General features: G+C 51.9%; 20 protein-coding genes. 17 read left to right on the plus strand and 3 right to left on the minus strand.

All coding sequences use genetic code 11. The annotated features are described in order from the left end of the window. The first annotated feature begins 252 nt into the window (after positions 1-252). The 17 genes from OXH16_12120 to OXH16_12200 all read left to right on the plus strand — a co-directional run bounded on the left by OXH16_12120 (position 253) and on the right by OXH16_12200 (position 20,021). Positions 253-660: a CoA-binding protein gene (locus OXH16_12120; protein ID MCY3682138.1), complete on the plus strand. Its 408-nt coding sequence runs from the start codon at positions 253-255 to the stop codon at positions 658-660. Between the two features lie 5 nt (positions 661-665). Continuing rightward, a complete protein-coding gene (gene pelA / locus OXH16_12125; protein ID MCY3682139.1) occupies positions 666-1,811 on the plus strand; it encodes a pectate lyase in 1,146 nt (381 codons plus the stop codon). Then, entirely contained in the window at positions 1,801-2,745 is a 945-nt protein-coding gene (locus OXH16_12130; GenBank protein MCY3682140.1) for an aldo/keto reductase, read from the plus strand. The genes pelA and OXH16_12130 overlap by 11 nt, the downstream gene beginning before the upstream one ends. Next, on the plus strand, positions 2,745-3,734 hold the full coding sequence (gene yiaK, locus OXH16_12135) for a 3-dehydro-L-gulonate 2-dehydrogenase (GenBank protein MCY3682141.1): 990 nt from the start codon (positions 2,745-2,747) through the stop codon (positions 3,732-3,734). Before OXH16_12130 ends, yiaK begins: the two co-directional genes overlap by 1 nt. A gap of 67 nt (positions 3,735-3,801) precedes the next feature. Further along, a complete protein-coding gene (locus OXH16_12140; GenBank protein MCY3682142.1) occupies positions 3,802-4,650 on the plus strand; it encodes a hypothetical protein in 849 nt (282 codons plus the stop codon). 18 nt (positions 4,651-4,668) lie between these two features. Further along, positions 4,669-5,313, plus strand: a complete 645-nt coding sequence (locus tag OXH16_12145) for an NAD(P)-dependent oxidoreductase (protein MCY3682143.1) — start codon at positions 4,669-4,671, stop codon at positions 5,311-5,313. A gap of 13 nt (positions 5,314-5,326) precedes the next feature. Continuing rightward, on the plus strand, positions 5,327-6,055 hold the full coding sequence (locus OXH16_12150) for an NAD(P)-dependent oxidoreductase (protein ID MCY3682144.1): 729 nt from the start codon (positions 5,327-5,329) through the stop codon (positions 6,053-6,055). A 22-nt stretch (positions 6,056-6,077) separates the two neighbouring features. After that, positions 6,078-7,439: an AAA family ATPase gene (locus OXH16_12155; protein MCY3682145.1), complete on the plus strand. Its 1,362-nt coding sequence runs from the start codon at positions 6,078-6,080 to the stop codon at positions 7,437-7,439. 85 nt (positions 7,440-7,524) lie between these two features. Next, the gene (locus OXH16_12160; GenBank protein ID MCY3682146.1) at positions 7,525-8,442 is read left to right on the plus strand and encodes a hypothetical protein; all 918 of its coding nucleotides are present in this window, start codon (positions 7,525-7,527) and stop codon (positions 8,440-8,442) included. Positions 8,443-8,567: 125 nt separating this feature from the next. Next, positions 8,568-10,277, plus strand: coding sequence for an N-6 DNA methylase (locus OXH16_12165; protein MCY3682147.1), 1,710 nt, complete (start codon positions 8,568-8,570; stop codon positions 10,275-10,277). Further along, positions 10,270-12,588, plus strand: coding sequence for a sensor histidine kinase (locus OXH16_12170; protein ID MCY3682148.1), 2,319 nt, complete (start codon positions 10,270-10,272; stop codon positions 12,586-12,588). Before OXH16_12165 ends, OXH16_12170 begins: the two co-directional genes overlap by 8 nt. Positions 12,589-12,596: 8 nt before the next feature. After that, positions 12,597-13,733: a hypothetical protein gene (locus tag OXH16_12175; protein ID MCY3682149.1), complete on the plus strand. Its 1,137-nt coding sequence runs from the start codon at positions 12,597-12,599 to the stop codon at positions 13,731-13,733. Positions 13,734-13,743: 10 nt separating this feature from the next. Further along, the gene (locus OXH16_12180; GenBank protein ID MCY3682150.1) at positions 13,744-14,478 is read left to right on the plus strand and encodes a hypothetical protein; all 735 of its coding nucleotides are present in this window, start codon (positions 13,744-13,746) and stop codon (positions 14,476-14,478) included. Between the two features lie 230 nt (positions 14,479-14,708). Continuing rightward, on the plus strand, positions 14,709-15,938 hold the full coding sequence (locus tag OXH16_12185) for a hypothetical protein (GenBank protein MCY3682151.1): 1,230 nt from the start codon (positions 14,709-14,711) through the stop codon (positions 15,936-15,938). 24 nt (positions 15,939-15,962) lie between these two features. Further along, positions 15,963-17,891 carry a S9 family peptidase gene (locus OXH16_12190; GenBank protein MCY3682152.1) on the plus strand — a complete coding sequence of 643 codons (1,929 nt, stop codon included), beginning with the start codon at positions 15,963-15,965 and terminating at the stop codon, positions 17,889-17,891. Positions 17,892-17,902: 11 nt separating this feature from the next. Further along, positions 17,903-18,868 carry a hypothetical protein gene (locus OXH16_12195; GenBank protein ID MCY3682153.1) on the plus strand — a complete coding sequence of 322 codons (966 nt, stop codon included), beginning with the start codon at positions 17,903-17,905 and terminating at the stop codon, positions 18,866-18,868. A 28-nt stretch (positions 18,869-18,896) separates the two neighbouring features. Further along, positions 18,897-20,021: a mandelate racemase/muconate lactonizing enzyme family protein gene (locus OXH16_12200; GenBank protein MCY3682154.1), complete on the plus strand. Its 1,125-nt coding sequence runs from the start codon at positions 18,897-18,899 to the stop codon at positions 20,019-20,021. Between the two features lie 54 nt (positions 20,022-20,075). Here the strand turns inward: OXH16_12200 and OXH16_12205 are convergent, their stop codons facing one another. From OXH16_12205 to OXH16_12215, 3 genes are read right to left on the minus strand one after another with little or no spacing between them, the layout of a single operon-like run. Beyond that, positions 20,076-21,194, minus strand: a complete 1,119-nt coding sequence (locus OXH16_12205; GenBank protein ID MCY3682155.1) for a PDZ domain-containing protein — start codon at positions 21,192-21,194, stop codon at positions 20,076-20,078. Between the two features lie 32 nt (positions 21,195-21,226). Beyond that, positions 21,227-21,823: a zf-HC2 domain-containing protein gene (locus OXH16_12210; GenBank protein MCY3682156.1), complete on the minus strand. Its 597-nt coding sequence runs from the start codon at positions 21,821-21,823 to the stop codon at positions 21,227-21,229. Between the two features lie 38 nt (positions 21,824-21,861). Then, the gene (locus OXH16_12215; protein MCY3682157.1) at positions 21,862-22,467 is read right to left on the minus strand and encodes a sigma-70 family RNA polymerase sigma factor; all 606 of its coding nucleotides are present in this window, start codon (positions 22,465-22,467) and stop codon (positions 21,862-21,864) included. Between the last annotated feature and the right edge of the window lie 62 nt (positions 22,468-22,529).

A 22,529-nucleotide genomic window follows, 5' to 3' on the forward strand; every position in this document is an offset into this window, starting at 1 on the left:
AATGATGCATAACTTTTTTTATTACAACAGGTTATATAAAAATAGCGATATATCGTAAAAAAACGATATATCGCTATCATCAGGAATGATCGATACACTATTTAGGGACGTTTGATCCCTAATTTTTTATTTTGTTATACAGATAAAATTTTAAGACAGCACCCTTTTTCAACGTGGATTTTCTGCTATATTTCGAATATCTTAAACATGGCCGTTGACCTCCTCAATACCATTAAATCAATGAGGCCTCCAATGACAATCCCAGAACGAATTGACGAATTTCTCAAGGGAAAAACATTCGGTGTAGTCGGCGCATCGCGAGACCGGGCAAAATACGGCAACAAGATCTTGCGATGTTATCTACAACACGGATTGACGGCTTATCCCATCAACCCCAAAGAAACAGAAATCGAGGGACAACCCTGTTTTCCCGACCTGAATTCACTTCCCGAACCCGTTCACGGCATCTCAATCATCACACCACCGCCCGTGACAGAAACCATAATCCCTCAAGCTCGCGAAGCGGGCATTCAACACGTATGGATGCAACCCGGTGCTGAGAGCACAACCGCAATTTCAATGGGAGAAGAACTGGGACTTTCGGTAATCGGCGACGGTTCGTGTCTGCTCGTCGTATTGGGCTATCGAGAAGATGGATAAAAAAGATGAAAATTTGCGTATTTTTAATCTTCTATTTTCTCGCTATTGGGCTTTGTCAAGCCAATGACAGGATTGAAACAGCCAAAGCGCAAACCTATGAAGCCATTGACCTTCACCCATTGAGAGACGGGATGAGTCATTGGCGCAAGCGATACGGACGCGATCGCAACGACCCGATGTACGATCCCTCGCAAATTGTCCATATTGCCGAAAACATGCTCGCTTACCAGAACGCAGATGGTGGCTGGCCCAACAATGTAGATTGGCAGGCGCAGATTGACCCCGATACAGTCAGAGCAATCAAAGGCGAACGGCGGATGGTCAGCACATTTGACAATCACAACACGTACTCACAGACCGATTATCTGGCAAAGGTGTACATTGCGACTGACCTGGATCGATATCGCAATGCAGTCGAACGGGGTCTGGACTATATATTCCGCAAGCAACACCCCACAGGTGGATGGCGTGGTTGGGATGTAGATGCCATTACATATAATGATGGCGTAATGATTGGCATAATGACCCTATTGAAAGATATCGCAGACCGCAAGCCTCAATTTACATGGATAAGTGATGAACTGCACACCAAAGCCAGAGCCGCACTGCACCGGGCAATTGATATAACCCTGAAATGTCAGATCGTCGTCAAAGGCAAAAAAACGGGATGGAGTCAGCAACACGATCATACAACTTATGAACCCGTAAAAGCGCGCACCTATGAACTGCCGTCCATTACAGCGGGACAAACGGCGAAGATCGTGCATTTTTTAATGCGTATTGAAAATCCGAGCCCCGAAATAATAGACGCAATCGAAAGTGCAGTACAATGGTTTCACGACGCAAAAATAGAAGGCATTCGACTCAAGCGCATCGAAATAGCCCCCACGCGCTTTAGAAATCACACGGCAATCACAGACCTCGTCGTTGTCAAAGACCCGGACGCACCGCCTTTGTGGGCGCGCTTTCACGAAATAGGTACAAACCGCCCCTTCATGGCCAACCGGGACGGCAACAAAGTCTATTCTCTATCACAGGTCGCCCTGGAAAGGCGAACCGGATATGCGTGGTATGGGTACTGGCCCGCGCGAATTTTGGAAAAAGATTATCCTATTTGGAAAAATAAAAACAGGAGACAAAATGATCTATAGAACATTTGGCAAAACGGGATGGCGCGTTTCCGTCGTAGGATTGGGAACATGGAACCTGGGCAATCAGTGGGGCGAGTTGAGCGATCAGGAGGCAACCGATATTATATTAGCCGCCATTGACAATGGCATGAACCTGCTGGACGCTGCCGAATCTTATGGCATCCCCAACGGCATGAGCGAATTGCGCATTGGCAAAACCCTGACACCATCCATGCGCGACAAACTGATCATCGTAAGCAAAATCGGCAACTGGGGGAGTCGCACCGGGGCACCTGTGCCAAAGACAGGCGTTGATGCCATTCGCCTGTGCGGACACGCCTGCCTGGGCCGCCTGCAAACCGACCGGATCGACGTCATGTTGTGCCATGAAGGTAGCATTGAAGACCCAACCGTTTACATCGAAGGCTTTGATACCCTGTGCGAAGAGGGCTTTGTCCGCACCTATGGCATCTCGACCAACAGCCTGGATGTGCTGAAAAACTTCTATGAACTATCAAACGGCATCTGCGCCGTAGTAGAAGTGGATTACTCTCTCCTCAACCGCGAACCAGAAGCGGAATTTCTCGATTATTGCACAGAAAAAAACCTGGGCATCCTCGTGCGAGGCCCATTGGCCAAAGGCGTCTTATCCGGCAAATACAACCGCGAAAGCGTATTTGGCGACACCGTGCGCGACGACTGGAACCCGGGACAATCCGACCGCGAAGAATACGAAGACATGCTGGACAGCCTGGAGACTATCAGACAAACCATTGGAGATGACTCAAAACTCGTGGAAACCGCTCTCCGGTATGTCATCTCGCACAAATCCAATCCCGTCGTCATCCCCGGCGCAACAAAAGTCGAGCAAGTAATAGACAATGCGCGAGCAGGCGCCGCCTTGCTGGAAAAGGACCTGTATCGAAAATTGGGAGATATTGGAGGAAACATCTAATGCAAACACGGGTTCCTTTTGAAAAATTAAAAGACGCATTTGTCGCCGCACTCCTGAAAGCGGGATTGTCGCAGGACCGCGCGGAATTATGCGGGCGATTATTCGCAGAAAATCAGCGCGACGGTGTCTATTCCCATGGCCTGAACCGATTTCCCGGACTACTGGCAAAACTGCGCGAAGGGCGATTAGACGGCACAGCCGAACCCGAATGCGTAAAAGCGCTCGGCGTCTTAGAACAATGGGATGGCAAAATGGGAATAGGGCTGGTCAATGCCCATCTCGCAATGGGACGCGCAATAGAAATCGCAAAAGCAAACGGCATGGGATGCATCGGCTTGCGTAACACCAATCACTGGATGCGCGCCGGAGCCTACGGACTGCAAGCCGCCGATGCGGGATGCATCGGCATGTGCTGGACCAACACCACCCCACTCATGCCGCCCTGGGGCGCAACGGAAAAACGCATTGGAAACAATCCCATGACAATGGCCATCCCCAGAAAAGAGGGACACATCCTCCTGGACATGGCGATGAGCCAGTATTCCAATGGCAAACTGGAAGTCTTGCAAGCGCGAGGAGAGACCCTGCCCATCGCTGGCGGATTTGATACAGATGGCAATCTGACCTGCGACCCCGGCGCCATCCTCGATTCAAAACGCGCACTCCCAATCGGCTACTGGAAAGGATCGGCACTCGCGATCGTACTCGACACCCTCGCCGCGCTATTATCAGCCGGTCAAACAACGCACGACATCGGCGCACAGGGCGATGAACACGCCGTATCGCAAACCTATATTGCAATTGACGTCACATCATTAAACGGACAAGAGCTGTGTGAACGCATTGTAAACGGCATCATTGACGACCTGCACGGCGTTCACGAATCCGCGCGCTATCCCGGCGAAGGCATGTTGCGAACGCGACGCGAGAGTCTGGAAAAAGGAGTGCTGGTAGAGGAGGATCAGTGGAAGGAATTATTGAGGACGTGACTACTCCCAACGCTAAAGCTGTTGGGTTTTACGGGCTTTTTGATAACCATTTTTTAGGAGCATTTTTATGTCTAACCCATTATTACCCACGACCAATGCCGACGGCTTGCCCGTCGTGCCCATGAGTGAAGAGCAGAAATACACATTTGACCTGAAGGGATGGATCTGTTTGCCCGGCCTGCTCACCGAAGAAGAACTCATACCCATACGCGAACACCAGATGAAATTTCTGAACGAAAGCGAAACACTGCCCCCTGACGAACGCGACAACCACGGCGGCGCATCGCAAATCCTACTCGACCACCCGGTCGTAGTCGGCGTATTAAACGAAATCATCTCACATCAGGCACTGGCAACCGAAGACTGCTACGGATTTCGGTTCGACCATACATACACCAGCCATCGACGAGCCGGTCACGACAACTTTCGCCCCCATGGCGGGGGTGGATACTTCAACTTCTGCGGCAACTCGCACATCTATCAGATGCAACCCGGAAAAATTCACGCGGGATTGATCCGCGTCGTCTGGGAATTAAATGAAGTGCGAAAAGGCGACGGCACCATGTTCTTATCGGGCAGTCACAAAGCCGCATTCCCGCGCCCTGAAACCCTCAGTGGACGCGAAAGCGACCTGTGGGACACGTATTCATGCCCTGCGGGATCCGCAGTAATCTTCACCGAAGCCCTGTGCCATACGGGCACAACATGGGGCAACGAAGAATGGGACCGATTGAGCCTATTCACCTGTTACAACACCGTAAATGCAAAATGGGGCAAAAAATGCCCACCGCCTGAAGTCATTGCCGCCATGCCCCCAAAGCGCCAAACCTTGTTCCGCGGCGTCTGGCACGGCATGCGCGAAATACCAAATGTGAATAAGTACTACGACGAAGCAAACATCGGACGCTACGTCTAATAAAAACAGGAGTAACCCATGAACGTATTGATCACCTCGGGCAAAACAGCACTATCCCGGGCACTATCAGCGGATCTGGCAAAAGAACACAAGGTCGTCCTGACAGATCTCGTAGAAGTAGAAACAGATTGCGACTTTGTTAAATGCGAACTCGGGCACGAAGGAGAAACAGAATCCCTCGTACACGGCATGGACGCCATAGTGCATCTCGCGGAACTGCCCGAAGAACTGAAAAATGACGAACGGGAAATAGACTTCCAAACCCGATGTACCTATAACATCATGCACGCAGCACGAGAGAAAAACGTCCCCCACGTCATCTATATCAGTTCCCTCAGCCTATTCGCGTCATGTGATCCCAACTGGAACGTCACAGAAGTCTGGGCACCGCGCCCCACAACAGAATCGGCACCCATGGCGCGCTACCTGGGTGAATTCACCTGTCGAGAATTTGCGCGAGAGCACTCCGTCCGCGTAACCTGCTTGCGATTCGGAGACATAGACGGCGATGGCGACACAGCATTGACAACAGAAGACGCAGTAAAAGCCATTGGCAAAGCACTCGTAACCAACGGACCCATGTGGCAGGTATTGCACGTACAATCAGACGTTGGAAATGCCCGATTCCCCACAAACCAGGCAAAGCAAACATTGGGCCTTTAACAATGAGGTAAAAATGAAAGTCGTAATCTACGGAAGCAATGGCCAGCTGGGACCGCACGTAGTCAAAGCTCTGGAAGGACATGTAGATCTGCGCTTAACGGACCTGGAACCATTTGACACCCCGCACGACATGATGATCGTCGATGTATCAGATCCCGATACAGTCGCGCGCGCCGCAGAGGGCATGGACGCAATCATCAACCTATCCGTCTTGCGCCCCCACCGCCAGATCGCCTTTGATGTCAACACCCTGGGATGCTACAACATCATGCGCGCAGCAGTCGCACACGGAATCCCGCGGGTCATCAACACAGGACCGCACTTCACCGTACAGGGCGCACCCTACGAGGCATTGGATTACAACATCGGTCCCGATGTCCCCCCCAAACCCAGCACAAATCTATACGCCCTATCAAAGGGCCTGGGACAAGAAATCTGCCGAATCTTTGCCGAGCAGAGCGACGTCTATGTACTGTGTTACTTATTCTACATCTTCTGCTACCACGACGACCTGTCAAGACCCGGTCTAAACCGCCCATTCCTCGTAACCTGGCGCGATGCATCAGCCGCATTCTTACCGGGCCTGACCATCGACCTCAAAACCCTCCCATCGCAATGCGAAGTCTTCAACATCTTTGCAAACCGACCGCACCAGAAATTCTCAAACGAAAAAGCCAAACGCATTCTGGGATGGCAGCCTAAGGATGACTTAGAGCATACGTATCTCAAATCCAACGTGTAAATAGTCAACCGGAGCAACTCCGATGATTACATCGATTCGACTCGTAAATTTCAAAAACTTCGCTGACGAAACCCTGCGCGTAGGCCCATTCACCGTAATCGTGGGTGCAAATGCCAGCGGCAAAAGCAATATCCGCGACGCCTTCCGCTTCCTACACGGCATAGGCCGCGACTATACCCTGGCGGAGATCATCGGCGGGAAATACGGCCCTGGTGGTCAACGCGAATGGGAACCGATCCGTGGCGCAGCCAATGAAATCATCCGCTTTGGACAAGAAACGTTTTCTATTGAGGTTGAGATATTATGGGGCGATGGAGGTCCACATTCTGAGAAGGCGCAGTATATGATTGAGGTCGGTCTCGCTAAAAGAAAATCCGATGAATTTGAAATAAAAAAAGAAAAACTCATAGTCGAATCAGAGACGTCTTTCACAGCTCAAAGTGCCGGGGAGAATCTCAGGGTTCGCGGCGTGTGGGATAGGGAACAGAAAGAGATTTTGCTTGAATCAAATCAAGCAGCTTTGAGGCAGCTTATGGAGTATTTCCGAGTTGAAGCAGTCCGCAATAAAGTACCTGTCGAGCTTATATCAATGATGGGATGGATCAATTACATCCTATCTGACATACACTTCCCTGAACTGTCGCCGGACCGAATGCGAGAACCCTCTCTCCCTGGCGCGGAAATGCTGGGTAATTTCGGTGAGAATTTGCCGACTGTACTGGAGGAAATCTGCACCGATTCCAGGAGAAAGAAAATTCTGACAAGTTGGGTACACGAACTCACGCCCATGGATGTCAAAGATTTCGAGTTTCCGCGAGATCCGAGTGGTCGAGTCCATCTCAGGCTCTGCGAGGCAAACGGCAGAAAAGTATCCGCCTATAGTGCATCGGATGGTACATTGCGTTTTCTCGCCATGCTGGCCGTGTTGCTCGGCGAAAATCCCAAGAGCCTGTATTTCTTTGAAGAAATCGACACCGACATTCACCCAGCACGGCTGCATTTGTTGATGGATTTGATTGAACGGCAAACCGCGAAGCAAGGTATTCAGGTAATCACCACGACCCATGCGCCAACCCTGTTGACTGTCATGAACGATCAGACGTTTGAGAACACATCTATAGTGTGCCGCCTGGAAGATTCTTCTGATGCTATTATCCGCCCGGTTGTCGATCTTCCCAATGTGCGGGAACTGCGGCAGGATCAAGGGCTGGGACGGTTACATGAATCTGGATGGATGGAAACCGCGCTTTATTTCACTGAAGACTACGACGAAAAGGACTTCGTTGCAGTTGACAAGCTCCGGGACAAAATGAGGGACAATAATCCCGATTACGTCGAGACGCAGACCTTGAAAGCTGTTGCTGAAGTCAACGCCAAATCTTGAGATACCAGTGCCATTTGTCGCCCATTACAAAGGATGCATGTGTCGCAACTTCTGCACTATCCACTAAAGCGAAGTAACTGCAACGATGTTAATTAATGACCATAAAAAAATAATTAAAGTATATGAGGAAACATCTTTATATCTTCAAGATAATCCGAATCTTTTAGGGGAACTTGGAATCCATGTATTCTCTTTTTACGAACTCATTGACCTGATTCCTCATTACAACGACAGTCACGAATCTGGCAACTTTTTCCCTTTTTCCGAGGCTTATGCAGAACTTGAAAACTCAACTGAATTGAGCAAACAAGGCTTCTATCGCCATGCTCTTTTTTCTTTAAGAAACACATTAGAGTTAGTAGTGATAGGTCTCTATTTTGATCGCGAGGATCAAGCTCGCAAAGAAATTCGATCCTGGTTTATATCTAATAATTCCACCCCACATTTTAAACAAACACTCGACAAACTGCTTCAACTACCCAATTTTACTATCTTTAGTACTAAGCGGCCTATTCGTAAAGAAGCGAGGCAACTTTATGAAGAACTTAGTGACTTTGTGCATATAAAAGGCTATAAATATAGCTCCACAGGCCAAAGTAAATCAAACTTCAATACGTTTGGTGAACAGGCTTTTTTGAGAAACATTCGTTTACTGAAGCAAATCGTACATTGTTGCATAAAACTGGTATTGCTCAAGTATCCGATTGGTGTTCAGGAACTCCCACTATGGGAAAAATTCGGGTTCGATATACCGGTCGGAGGTTTTTTACAATCACCTGATGATGTTCTCCGTGTGCTACCATCTTCTGATGTACGCCTTCTTAAAGAAATCAGCAACAATGACTCGTACGTACAAGAAATATCTGAAGCGATTCACAACATGCCTGATTTAACAGAGGAAGAAATAGATCTTCAACGCCAAAGATGGCGTCAAATGTATAATGTGACCAGTTGTACCCCGTCCCCAATGCAGGTTCTTGCCGATTATACCCCGATGCCGTAATTTGTTAAAGAGACCACAAATGCCTATAGTTATGGAACTCGTGTTGATTGATAACGGCGCGATTTGGCTCAGTTCAAGATTGAAAATCTGATAATCTTGTTATTTAATCTATATCGGAGACATACATGGCACTTCATAGTGCTGAGCAAAATGTCGCGAACAAACAGTGGTTGAGTACTCAAGTAGCAGATCCCACTTACCGCAAAATTTTGAGGATCAATCCTCGCCGTCTCCTGGGGGCGTACTACACCCCCGATGCACTCGCAAACATTTTGGCAACATGGGCACTTGCGCCAGGAAAAGGAAACGTCTTAGATCCGAGCTTTGGCGGGTGTGCGTTCCTTAATGCCGCAACGACAATCCTGGCCTCCAGGGGTGTTTCAAAACCCGGCGAGCGAGTATTCGGTGTTGATGTGGATCCGATTTGTATGGAGTACGTACGCAAGGATCAAAATCTCGTCGAGAAGAACTGCATTATTCGAGACTTTCTCAGCTTGTCTCCGAAGAATATATCCGGAGCACCGTTTCACGCCATAATCGGCAATCCCCCCTACGTGCGTCATCACTGGTTCAATGGAGCGACTCGAAAGGCAGGCAGGGTAGCCATGGCTGCCGCAGGAGTAGCACTTCCCGAAACTGCGAGTGCCTGGGCATATTTTCTAATCCACACACTGAGCTTTATCGCAAAGAATGGCCGGCTTGCAATGCTCGTTCCGGAAGCAATCCTTCAGGCTGACTATGCCACTGTCGTCAGGGACTTGCTTACATCCCGTTTCGATCATGTCTGCCTGGTTCATATTCGCGACCGTCTGTTTGAGGGTACAGACGAGGCTGTGGTCGCAGTCGCTGCTTCGCAATATGGTGGGAAAAAAGGCACCTTGCGAGTTGAAGCTGTCGAGCGATCTGAGGATCTGGTAGCAGTTCTGAACACCCCAAAAGGCGGAAGTTATACTCCCCATTTGATAACCCAAAAAGGACGCCGCATTGACCCACAGATTGTCCAATTGCTCGGTGAATTGGAGCAACATTCTGCGGTTCAGAAAGTCTCCGATGTCGCAACCGTAAGGATTGGTTTGGTCACAGGCGCTAACAAACATTTCATCCGTAATGCCGAAAACTTGAAACAACTTGGTATTCCTCACGAGTCTTGTGTACGACTAATTTCTCGTACGCGATGGCTATCAGGGCTGGATTTCACCAAAGAAGATCTCCAGGAACTCGTCGATGCTAACCAACAGGCCATCCTGGTTCAGCCCACGCCAGCGTGCGAAAATACTCCCGGCATCCAGCAGTGGATTGACGAGGGAATTGAGGCTGGTATTCACGAACGATATAAATGCACCATACGCGATCCCTGGTTTCGTGTCGATCTAAAGCCTGTACCAGATGCCTTCGCTACATGCGCCCGTATGGGTGCTCCCCTGATCGTTCTCAACCGGACTATTTGCCGATGCACCAATGCACTCCATGCGATGTATTTGCATTGCGGAAGCGATGCATCTCTGCCAGCCATCGCTGTAGGGTTCCTCACGAGTGCTGTGAGTGTCTGGGCAGAACTCCACGGACGTCGGTACGGAGGAGGCGTCTTGAAGATGGAACCCGGCACCCTGAATAGAACGCCGGTACCGATAGTTCAGGACGCAGAAGACGCCTTTGATGAATTGAATAAACTCATTCGAGATGGGCAAGAAGCCGAAGCAAGAAAACGGGCGGACGATCTCGTTCTTGGAGATCAATTGGGCTTGCCAAAGAAAGACATTAAGCGGCTACAGCAGGCACACGGCCTGTTGATGACCCAACGCCGCCCCACCAGGAATGGAACCGGACATGGCTAAGTTCACTGTTGACACCCACTTGTTCCGAGAACTCGGAGAACTACTGGTCGGGCGCGACTCCACAGCCTTGATTGAACTGATCAAGAACGCCTACGACGCAGATGCGACCGAGGTCACTGTATATGGTGAGCGACTCGACAATCCAGATGAGGGACACATCCTGGTAATAGACGACGGCGTGGGAATGAATTCGGAAGCGTTCGAGAAGGGATTTCTGCGGGTTGCTTCTCGTCTGAAGGAGCAAGGAGAGCGACGATCCCCCTTGTTTCAACGCCGTTACACTGGTGCCAAGGGAATCGGCCGACTCGCCGCTCATAAGCTTGCGAGAAAACTCGAAATCGATAGCGTGCCCCAATTCCCTGGATCGGATGGGATTCGAGAAGCTCTGAACGCCACAATAGATTGGAACAAAATCGAACAGTACGAAACTCTGGATGACCTTGACGCTGACGCGATTCGTCTGGAAACGAAGCCAATGCGCGAGAACACTCTTTCAGGAACGACACTTCTTCTATCGCAACTGCGAAAAGCCTGGACCGAGACTGAGCGTACGAGGTTTTTTGCCGAGGTTCAATCGTTCGGTCCTCCCCTATTTCTGCGTGAGCCGCTCCCGCGATCAATTATCGAAAAGCCACTGCTGTTCGACACACCAGTTGTACGAGACCAGGGTTCCGATGCTGTTGTCTCTCCATTCCAGGTGAACCTTGAAGGGGACTTTGCTGCCGGCGAGGACTACTGGGCACTTGTTGCCGAAGTCGCGACCTGGGTACTGGAGATACAGGCGGTTCCCGGTAGCGATGAAGTGGTTTTTGCTGTCGCACCAACAAGAAAAACTCGAGAAGATAACCCGGAAGCGAGAGGGTTCAAGCAGTCGCTCCCTCATCCCATCCCTGGGAAAGGGCCATATTTTGAGGCTCGCATTCTGGTCCGAGAAGGGTATAGGGGTCGCCAGGACCAGCGGATATGGGCGACGCGCGTCAGTGGAATTCGAGTTTATATGGAAGGATTCCGCGTTCTACCCTATGGTGAGCAAGAAGACGACTGGCTCGCGCTCAATGCTGATTATGCGAGACGCCCACGACAGCTCGAGATGCTTGAAAAACTCCGTCTCAGTGTGGAGGCGACTGATCCCGATGAGGGCCTCACTCGCTTGTCGAACAACAACTACTTTGGAGCGATTTTTCTTACCCAAGAACACTGTCCCAGTCTGCGCGTTCTCGTGAACCGTGAGGGATTCATTCCAGAGGCCGGATTCGACACATTAGTGCAGCTTGTGCGGACAGGAATCGATCTCTGTACGCGAGCGAGAGCGGCAGAAGCCTATGAACGCCGCCAAAAAAGGAGGGAAGACCGTCGTCAAGAATCAAGGGCTGTAATGGATCAGACAGATGGGATTGAGGCTGATGATACTACGGACGATTCCCCTGAGACGCATGAATTGCCCAATCGACTTCAAGATGTGACTCAACTCCTGAAAGAAGCTCGCGAGCGCCTCAACGAAGGAGATACTAAGAAAGCCAAGGTCGCAGTCAGCGCAGCCATGCAAAAGCACGGAGGAACGCCGGAGCTTACCGCGGACCTGTGGGCCGAACGTTCGCTCTTACATGTCCTGGCGTCCGTGGGGACTCAGATGGCGGCTTTTGTGCATGAGATCAATGCCTTGCTGGGAAAGGCACAAACTATTGAGCGTACTCTGGAGCGCCTGCTCAAAGAGGGAGGATTGTCTCGCAAACAGCGGCGAATCCTTAGGCAATTATTAACGGTCACCGTGGATTTGAAGCGGGGATTGGAACGTCAAGCTGCTTATCTGTTAGACATTGAAACTCCAGATGCGAGACGACGCCGTTCGCGCCAGTATTTATATGAACGTTTCGATGCCGCGGTTCGTCTCATACAGCATCAAGCAGAACGCCGAGGCATCAAAATTGACAATCAGATTCCGCCCGAATTGAGATCTGCCCCGATGTTTTCCGCCGAGCTTACGGCAGTATTCGCTAATCTCCTGACAAATGCAGTTAAAGCCGCTGGAGAGGATGGACATATCCTCGCTTCAGCATCCAGTGAAAATGAACAGGTTCAGATTCGCATCCAGAACACCGGTACCGCTGTCCAACTTGATGAAGCCGAGCATTGGTTCAAACCTTTCCAATCAACGACATTTGAAGTAAACCCCGTGCTGGGTCAAGGGATGGGACTGGGACTGACCATTACACGGAACCTGTTGGAGAACTATGGAGCAGTTGTGAAATTCGTCCGACCAGATAGCCCGTTTGCAACTGCAGTCGAAATAGCTTTGCCAAGTGGGAGTTAGTCTTGCTTATGAAAAATATCGAGAAGCCATACATTCTTGTCATCGACGATGAACCTGGCGAGCTGGAACCCCAAGTCGCTCTGGAACTGAATGACCGCGCAACAAACCGTGTAATTCATCCTCAGGAGGTAGAAGAACCGAACCTGAATAATGCTGATCTGGTTCTCGTGGACTATCGGCTGGAAGATTGGTCGGAACGGGATGTTCTCTCAACCATTTCACTCCAGCCAGCAAACGGCATGTCTCTTGCAGTCGTCCTGAGGGAGCAAGTGGACCAAAATAAAAAAGACAAATTAACGGCATTTGCGTTACATACGGGCCATATCGAAGATATTCAGGGACGGCTTCCATTAGCGACTGCACAGCATGTTCGTGCACAACTGAACAATCTGGAATGGGTATTTAGGAAGGAAGATCCCCATCTCTACGACCAGATGCTCCTTCTTGCGAAAGCTGTCCGACAACTTCCTGCCCAATGGCCGGAGGATTCGGATGGCTCGACTTCAATGGTGCAACAATTTCTCGATATGGATGAGGACAATAACTCGTTTGAACGCTGCTGGCGCGATGTTAAAGATTGCCGGGTGCCAGTTGAGGAGTTGTTCATGAGAGGACGCAGCATCCTGTTTATTCGATGGTTGCTCCATCAAATACTGCCTTATCCTTGCTTTCTGTGGGCGAAGCACTGGGTGGCGGCACGCTTGGGAATTTCCATTGAGTCCCTGCATGAGGTACTGGAGGGAGATAGCGATCTGGCGAAAGATTTGAAAGCTATGCGCTATTCAGGAATTCTCGCGGGATTTTTGGGAGACAGGTGGTGGCGTGGTGCTATCGAGGACTACGCCTGGAATTTAGTAGAAGGACACACGGCTGATGTACAGCAGTTGCGAGACGCTTTAGCCGAGCGTGCCGGAATGAAACTGAAATCAATTGACGCCAATCCTGCATTGGTTTGCGTGGATACGGATTGGCAGCCCGCCGATGAGTTCCTATCGCCAATGACTGCCATAAATCTCCATCCCGACCATTGGCCCCCATTTGCCGATTCAGCCTATATGGACATCGAAATCGTTCGGGATAATCCTATCCTGAGATCAATGGTGGATCCACTTGATCAGCATCGCATTGAGAATGACGAAGAATAGGACGACGAGAATGGCTGGGCTCCGTTTTAAGATCGCTGAATTGGAACGGGAAATCAGGGCAATGGAGACTATGGGTGAAGAGTTCTTTGAGCCACGAACGTTGTGGACTTTGAAACATTTACGGAGAGACCTAAACAGTATTGGTGGAGCGCAAAAAGGAAAAGATCGCTTTTTGGTGCTTCAATGCCTTCACACCATACCAAGCGATCAGTACGAGGCTGGTAGCCGCCGAGGCAGTCGAAAGATACACGCGGTTATTTCAGGAAAGTGGCAGTTACGACCATTAGAGAAGCGCGAGATAGAATTCTGCGGAATCGCTTCGACGAAGATTAAGCTGTACGATTCAGATAATCCTAAGACACGTTTGGCAATGTGGCGCCTGGAACTGGGTGATGAGAAAAGTCCTGGTTGTTATGTCCACGCTCAGATTCTCGGGGACTCCGACAAGCCGCCATTCCCAGAATTCGTTCCCATTCCCAGATTACCCAGTCTCTTCGTCACTCCGATGAGTGCTGTTGAGTTCGTACTTGGTGAACTCTTTCAGGACAAGTGGCCTGAGGTGACCGCTAGCGGTGATCCCGAAGTGAAAAATTGGCGTGCGCTCCAAAAAAAGTGGCTTCAAAGTCTGTTTTCATGGTACAGACACGAAATGGAGAAAACAGATTCCTCTTCGTGGATGGCATTAAAGAAGGCGAAGCCAGAAGGAGGCATGTTTCTCCCAAAATCCGGAAGACGGGGATCGTGATCGAGACGAACGATAAACATAGTCTTAGATACCTTATCGGTGAAAATCGTATATATAGGGCAATCTGTCGCGCGTAGACCAATCAATATCGTTAGCTGATTGGTCTATTTTTTTATCATACTGACTTTATACTCAAAAATGCCATTGCAAACCCCTGTTTTCGCGCTTAAATTGGCAGATATTTGTACCGTTATGATATAGCCACAACTCCTGCCATAAGGAGACACAAAATGAAAATCCGACCCGACCTCGTTCCGGAGACCGAGCGGAACAACCTCGAAGTTATCCAGCTCACGGATGAAGCGGTCCCCTCATCCCACATCTACATGGAAGCGCAGATCTTCACGCCCGACTCCCAGCGGCTAATCATTCACCGGTCTGCACATCCCCACGGCTCTGACCCGAAAGACCCCGAGCACCAGTTCCTCATCTGCGACCTCGAAGACCATTGCAGCTTAACGCCCATCACCACCGAACTCGGAACCACGGGACCATCCATCTCCCCCGATGGCGAATGGCTCTACTACTTCGTCAACGAAACAGAACCTGGGGGCGGACGCCTGACGCTCAAACGCGTCAAACTGGACGGAACAGAACGCGACACCATCTATGTCCTGGACCACGCCATACCCGACACCGACTTCAGATTGAGCCGACCGTATCCTCTCTCGACCATCTCATCCGACGGCAAGCGCATTGCCATCTCGGGATTCCTCGGCGACGGCAAAACCGCAGGCGCGCCCTGGGGCCTCCTCGTCTTCGACATTGAAAAACCATCCGTACGCCTGATCTTTCACGGACCCTCCTGGTGCAACATTCACCCACAATACACGCGCCAGACAGACCCTATCGCCTCCCACGACATCATGATCCAGGAAAACCACGGCAACACCGCAACACCCGACGGCAGTGTAGAAACACTCGTCAGTGGACAGGGTGCAGACATCCACCTGATCCGGGACGACGGCACCGCACTGCGCGACTTCCCCTGGGGACGGGACGGAAACGAGTTCTGCCAGGGGCATCAATGCTGGCAGGGACAAAGCGACATCGCCATCACGAGCACCAGCACCCGCGAACCCGCTGAAAGACAACTCATCTCCGGACGCGCCGCGCCTCACGTCGGCGACGAAGGCATCAACACCCCGGGTGGCTGGCGAAACGACCTCTCCCGATCCTTCGACGTACCCGACTTCTGCCACTTCGCAACAGACATCGACGGAAAGCGATTGATCACAGACGCAGGTCCCATAGACGCGGGCGGAGCCGTCTGGCTATTCGACCTCCCCGAAGAAGAGGAAGGCGCCCTTGCAAACGCGCGCAAAGTCGCAGACCCCGGATCGTCCTGGCAAAAACACACGCACATCCATCCCTTCCTCTCCCCAGATGGACAATCGGGCTTCTTCAACTCCGATGAAAGCGGCATACTACAGGCGTATATGGTACGCGGTTGGTCTTAAGCAAAACTAAAAGGAGATACCAAATTGATTCCCCGACAAGTGCTATTCGGCAACCCAGAAAAATCCATGGCTCGGATCAGTCCCGACGGCGAGTACCTGAGCTACCTCGCGCCAGTGGCGGGCGTCTTGAACGTCTGGGTCGCCGCAGTAGAAGACCCTGACTCAGCTAAACCAATCACCAAAGACGAAGAACGCGGCATCCGCTATTACGACTGGACCTATGACGGCCAGCACATCCTGTACTACCAAGATGCCAAAGGCGACGAAGACTGGCATGTGTACGCGACGAATATCGCCACGGGCGAAACCCGAGACCTGACGCCCTTTGAAAAAGTCAACGCGCAGATTCTCTCGATCAATGAAAAGATACCCAACGAAATCCTGATCGGCATCAACAACCGCAATCCGCAGCTACACGACGTCTATCGAATCGCGCTTTCCACCGGCGAGCGGACCCTGATCGAAGAGAACCCGGGCTTTGTCTCCTATCTGTTCGACAACGACGACCGCACGCGTTTTGCCATGACATTTTTACCGACCGGGGGACAGGAGATCCTCCAACGGGACGAGAACAACCAGTGGCAACCCTTCATAGAGGTCCCCAACACCGACGCCCTGACGACCTATCTGACCGGCTTCGACAAATCAAACCAGATCCTCTATATGATCGACAGCCGCAAGCGAAACACCGCCGCCTTGTTCACCCTCGATCTGGCGTCTGGCAAACAAGAACGGGTAGCCGAGGACGACCACGCGGATGTGGGCGGGATATTGGTTCATCCGACAGAGAAACACGTACAAGCCGTATCGTTCATTTACGACCGCAACCGCTGGCACGTGCTGGACCCGGCGATACAAGAGGACATGGATTACTTGCACTCGGTGGAAGACGGCGAATTGTCCATCACCAGCCGCACGCTCGACGACCGCTTGTGGACAGCGGCCTACGTCCTGGACAACGGGCCGGTCAAATACTACCTGTACGACCGCGCCAGAAAACAGGCGAATTACCTGTTCAGCAACCGCACAGACCTGGACGAGTACCAACTGGCCAGGATGCATTCGCTGACCATCAAATCCCGCGACGGGTGGAACCTGGTCAGCTATCTGACGCTCCCCCCCGACAGCACTCCCGACGGCGACGCGCGACCGAGCAATCCGGTCCCGCTGGTTTTACTGGTTCACGGGGGTCCCTGGGGACGCGACATCTGGGGCTACGATCCGCAGCATCAATGGCTGTCGAACCGCGGTTACGCCGTACTGAGCGTCAACTTCCGCGGCTCGACCGGCTTCGGCAAAGAGTTCACCAACGCCGGCAATGGCGAGTGGGCTGGCAAAATGCACGACGACCTGATTGACGCTGTCAACTGGGCGATCAGCGAAAAGATCACGCAGCGCGATCAGGTGGCGATAATGGGCGGCAGCTACGGCGGATACGCGACCCTCGTCGGATTGACCTTCACGCCCGAGACATTCGTCTGCGGCGTCGATATCGTCGGCCCGAGCAACCTCGTCACATTGCTACAAAACGTGCCGCCTTATTGGGTTCCGATCCTGCCGATGATGAAAGACCGCGTAGGTGACTGGACCACAGAGGAGGGCCAGCAATCCTTGCTGGCCAAATCGCCGCTTGCGCGCGTAGATCAGATCCAGCGGCCTCTGCTGATCGGCCAGGGAGCCAACGACCCGCGCGTCAAGCAAGTCGAATCCGATCAAATCGTCGAGGCAATGAAGGAAAAAAACATCCCCGTAACCTACGTGCTTTATCCAGACGAAGGACACGGATTCGCACGGCCGGAAAACCGCTTGTCATTTTACGCCGTCGCTGAGGCGTTCTTGTCCGAGCACCTGAACGGACGGTTTGAACCAGTCGGAGAGGACTTTCAAGGGTCGAAAATTCAGGTGCCAGAAGGCGCGGACCAGGTCCCCGGACTCCAGACGGCCCTGGCGTAAATGAGAACCACATGCCAATCTCCCTCAACCCTATCCGCGACGATCTGATCACCTGGACAGAATCCCTCTACCTCCCACACACGGGAGCCTTCCGCAATGGCGACACATCCGTGCCCAGTCTCCCGAGCACCCTCTTCATCACCTATATTTTATACAGCATAAACGCGCTCGACGCAGTCGCGATTGACCGCGCGAAATGGGTCGCCTGGATCCAATCACAACAGAGCGAACAGGACGGATCCTTTGCCTTCCCACCCTCGGGCAGACGGGGGATCGCATTTTGGAACGCAGTTCGCGCACTCAACATGCTGGGCGCCCAGATCCTCCTATTCCCCGACGACCAGCGCAACGCAACAACCGTCGCCGGACTCCGCCAATGGTTCAAAACGTGGAAAGCATCCGGCAACACCCATCACGAAGTACTCGCGCGCGTCCCCATGCTCGTCAGCCATCCAGACCCCGCCTGGGTCAACGCGTTCTTCGACGAACTCGCCGCACAACAGCACCCTGCGCTCGGAACCTGGCCCGCTGAAGGCCCCACCAACATCAGCCGCACATTTGCCTACAGTCTGATCTACACCGGAATGGACAAACTCCCGCCACAGCCTGAAAAAATCATAGATGCCATGCTAAATCTCCAGGAGAAAAACGGCTTCTGGCACGGACGCCCCAACTTTTCAACCATGGACGCGGTCTATCTGCTATCGCGACTGCCAAAAGCCACCGGGTGGCGCGAGACAGAAGCAAACGCCGCGCTACACCGCACAGCAGATGCGCTCATCCCCTATTACAAAGCGCATGCAGAACGCGACAAGCAGGACACCCATCAATTCGCAGCCACCGTACAAACATTCGCCCTGCTATACGAAGCCTTGCCCCAGAGATTCTCAACATCGCACCCGTGGCGATTCGGATGGCGCAATCGCGCATTCTGGCAATGCCGCGTAATCAAAGAGAAACTGACCGCCCATTACTGACACACACCAGAACAGGAGCACATCACCCATGAAAATCACCGATGTAGAAACCATAGTAATCAAAAACATCCAGCCCTATCGCGGGGGGCGATACTGGCTCTTTGTCCGGCTCATCACCGACGAAGGCATCGTCGGACTGGGCGAGCGACCCTCGGGAAATGCCACCAATCTGGACGCCCAAATCAGCCTCATCAAAAACCTGTGCCAGCAATTCGCCATTGGCACAAGCCCCTTTGACATCGAAAGCCTGTGGCAGCGCATCTTTGCGTCCCGGCACGACTATCGCCACCCTGGCCTCGACGCAACACCCGCCTTGAGCGCCATTGAAATGGCGTGTTGGGACATCGTCGGCAAAGCCCTGAACCAGCCCATCTACAACCTGCTCGGCGGCAGGGTCCACGACAAACTCAGGGCTTATGCCTATATGCCAACCGACGGCATCTGGGAAAATCCAGAACGCGCTGGCGAAATCGCAACCCGTCTGGTCGAGAATGGAAATACCGCCTGCAAATTCGACCCCTTCCAACCCCTCTTTCCCCATCCGCGCGATTTCCCACTCAAAACCATCCGCCACGTCGCCAAAATATTCAAAAGCATCCGGGACGCAGTCGGCGACGAATTGGAAATCGGCATCGGCACTCACGGACAATTCAGCACATCCGGCGCAATCCGCGTGGCAAAAGAACTGGAAGAATTCAGCCCCTTCTGGTTCGAAGAACCCGTCCCCCCGGAAAACATCGACGAAATGGCCCGCGTCGCCGCCCACACCAGCATCCCAATAGCCACAGGCGAACGGCTCGTCACCAAATACGAATTTGCCGAACTCCTGAAAAAACAGGCCGCGCAGATCCTCCAATTAGACGTGGGACAATGTGGTGGAATATTGGAATCCAAAAAAATCGCCAGCATGGCTGAAGCCCACTACGCCCTCATCGCGCCCCACATGTATTGCGGTCCCATCGCCGCAGCCGCCGCAGTACAACTCGACACATGCTCACCGAACTTTCTGATCCAGGAATTCAACGCCAACGACCTCCACAGCGAAATATTCGTAGAGCCAATCCAATTTGAAAGCGGCTATATCACCCCGCCAACAGGACCTGGTCTGGGAATCGAACTCGACGAATCAGTAGTTGCCAAACACCGTGCGTAAAATAAAAAAGCGGTGATCCGAAGACCACCGCTTTTTTGCGTTTATCGCGAACACTTACTTGTCGCGATGCAAAATCTGTCGCAAACGCCCGACTTCGCGTTGCAGATAATTGATATGCTGATAAACCGCTGCATCTTCTGGCTTTACCAGAGGTGCTGGACGCAAAGCGACCAGATCAGTGCTATCCATCTGATCCAGCTCGACTTGTATCGCCACCACCTGTCCCTCGCGTCGAATACCTATCGTTGCGGTCTCGCCCGGCGTACTTTCCAGCACCATCCGCTTCAAATGCACTGGACCACCAATGGCGCGCCCGCGATATGAAAGCACCACATCGCCCGGCTGAATCCCGCCCTCAGTTGCAGGACTATTGGGCTGCACATTGACCACCACCACCTCGTTGCCCCGTGGTGCAACCTCCACACCCAGTTTGCCATACGCCATCTGCCCATGTGCAACCAGCGCGCGCGCCACCCGCATCGCGCGATTGATCGGAATGACAAAAACCGACGACGGCAGGGAGGTCCATCCAAATAGAGAACCATCGTCTTGAGTAACGGTGCGAATCGGGTCTTCATAGCGCCACACCATGCCCCCAACCCGTCCATTACCACAAAACACGGGAGCCCCGCCATAACTGCTCTGCACGCGGGCCGACACCTGAAACAAATCCCTATCCCGATAGATTCCGTACACCATCCCAACAGAAGGCACCAGATTGCCAAAATCATTGCCCAATAAAAGGGCGTAATGCCCAATTTTAATATGCTGAGAATTTCCCACCAAAACCGTGGGCAAATTTTCTGCCTCAACGCGAATAACAGCAATCCCCGAAATCGGATCTGCCCCCACCAGTGTAGCCCGCACCTGCAGACCAGAAGCCAGCGTCACCCGAATCTCATCGGCATCTGCAATAGCGGCTTCAATCGTTAAAATATAACCCTGGGGATCAAAAATAAACCCCGTGCCATGGGTAAACACCGAACCAAACGGCCCGCTATCTGCCCGCGCACGGGGAGGATAGAGCGTGTGAATCCGCACCACACTCTGCCGATTATCTTCCAAAATTGCAGCAATTTCCTCTTCAAGCGCGCACAACAGGCTGCGTTCTTCCGTCCATCCCCTGCCCACGACGAGCAGACACAACGCCATTGCGCAACACAAAGATCTCATGATCCCGCCTCTCTCCACTTGTCGAGTCAACGTCAAAATGAATACGAAACGGGAACCTGTTTCACGCGGCGCAAATCGCGCATATCCGATGGCAGTTGCTTCAACCGCGATGCGGAATCCACACGCGCCGAATCCCGATAATGACGAGAATCCAGACTATAAGACTCCTTGGACAAACGCTCCAATTCCAGAGCACCGACATCAACACTCGGCAATCTCTCGCCCGGCACCAGCGGAATTTCCTGGCGCTCCACTGCCATTTGTGGGGTAGGCGTTGTATCGCTATAGAAAACCACCTGCGTCAACCCCAGGCCGATCACCACAGCCGCAGCCAGCGTTGTAATCGTCCGCGAAACAGAAGAAAACATAGTGCGCCGCGCCCTGTGCAAAGGCTGTTTTTCTTTTGCCATAGCCATAGCCAAATGGCTGCGCAGGGTAAAATCAAACTCAGCCGATGGGCGCACCTGTGGCAATTGCGCCATGCGCTCCTTCAAAGTTTGCACATCGGCCAGCAAAGTGCGACAATGCTCGCACTCGGCAGCTTTGCGTTCCATTTCCGCCATCTCAATCGGACTCATTTCGCCATCTACATAATCCGAAACTCGCGCTTCAAAATCAGTAACGGTCATGTCTATATTTTACCTCCGGACAGTGTTTTCACGATATCTTAGACATTCAGGCCCACATCTCGGCCTTCATTTTTCAATTTTTGTTGTAATTTTAAGCGCCCGCGATTGACCCGCGACTTCACCGTCCCAACCGGACACTTCACAATTTCAGAAATCTCATAATACGACATACCTTCTACATCGCGCAACAAAATCACCTGGCGATAATTATCGGGCAATGAAGCAATAGCACTCTGAATCTCCACATCGGCCAGCGAAGATTCCGCCATGCGATCGGGACGCATAGATTCATCGGGCAAATCCATGCCCGTATCTGACTCCTCGTCTCGATCCAGTGAAAACAACCGCCATCGCTTGCGCCTTCTCAACTCACTTTTGGCCAAATTTCCAGCAATCGTAAACAGCCATGTAGAGAAATTGGCAATTGCGCGGTATTCCTCGCGCTTTCCAAACGCGCGCAAAAACGCCTCTTGCACGATATCTTCTGCTGTTTCTCGATCGCTCACAAAGCGAAAAACAAAATTGTACAACCGCCCTTGATAGCGCCGCACAATTTTTCCATAAGCATCAATATCTCCGGCAGAGACCTCAGCTAAAATCTCTGTATCTGGTTGTTCGCTCAGTCCATATTTTGAATTTGCCATAAGCATGGAATCCCTCCCCTTCGGGCATGTATCCCCCTCCCTTCCCAAAGCTTTACATCCTC

This window comes from Gemmatimonadota bacterium, assembly GCA_026705765.1.
Classification (GTDB): domain Bacteria; phylum Latescibacterota; class UBA2968; order UBA2968; family UBA2968; genus VXRD01.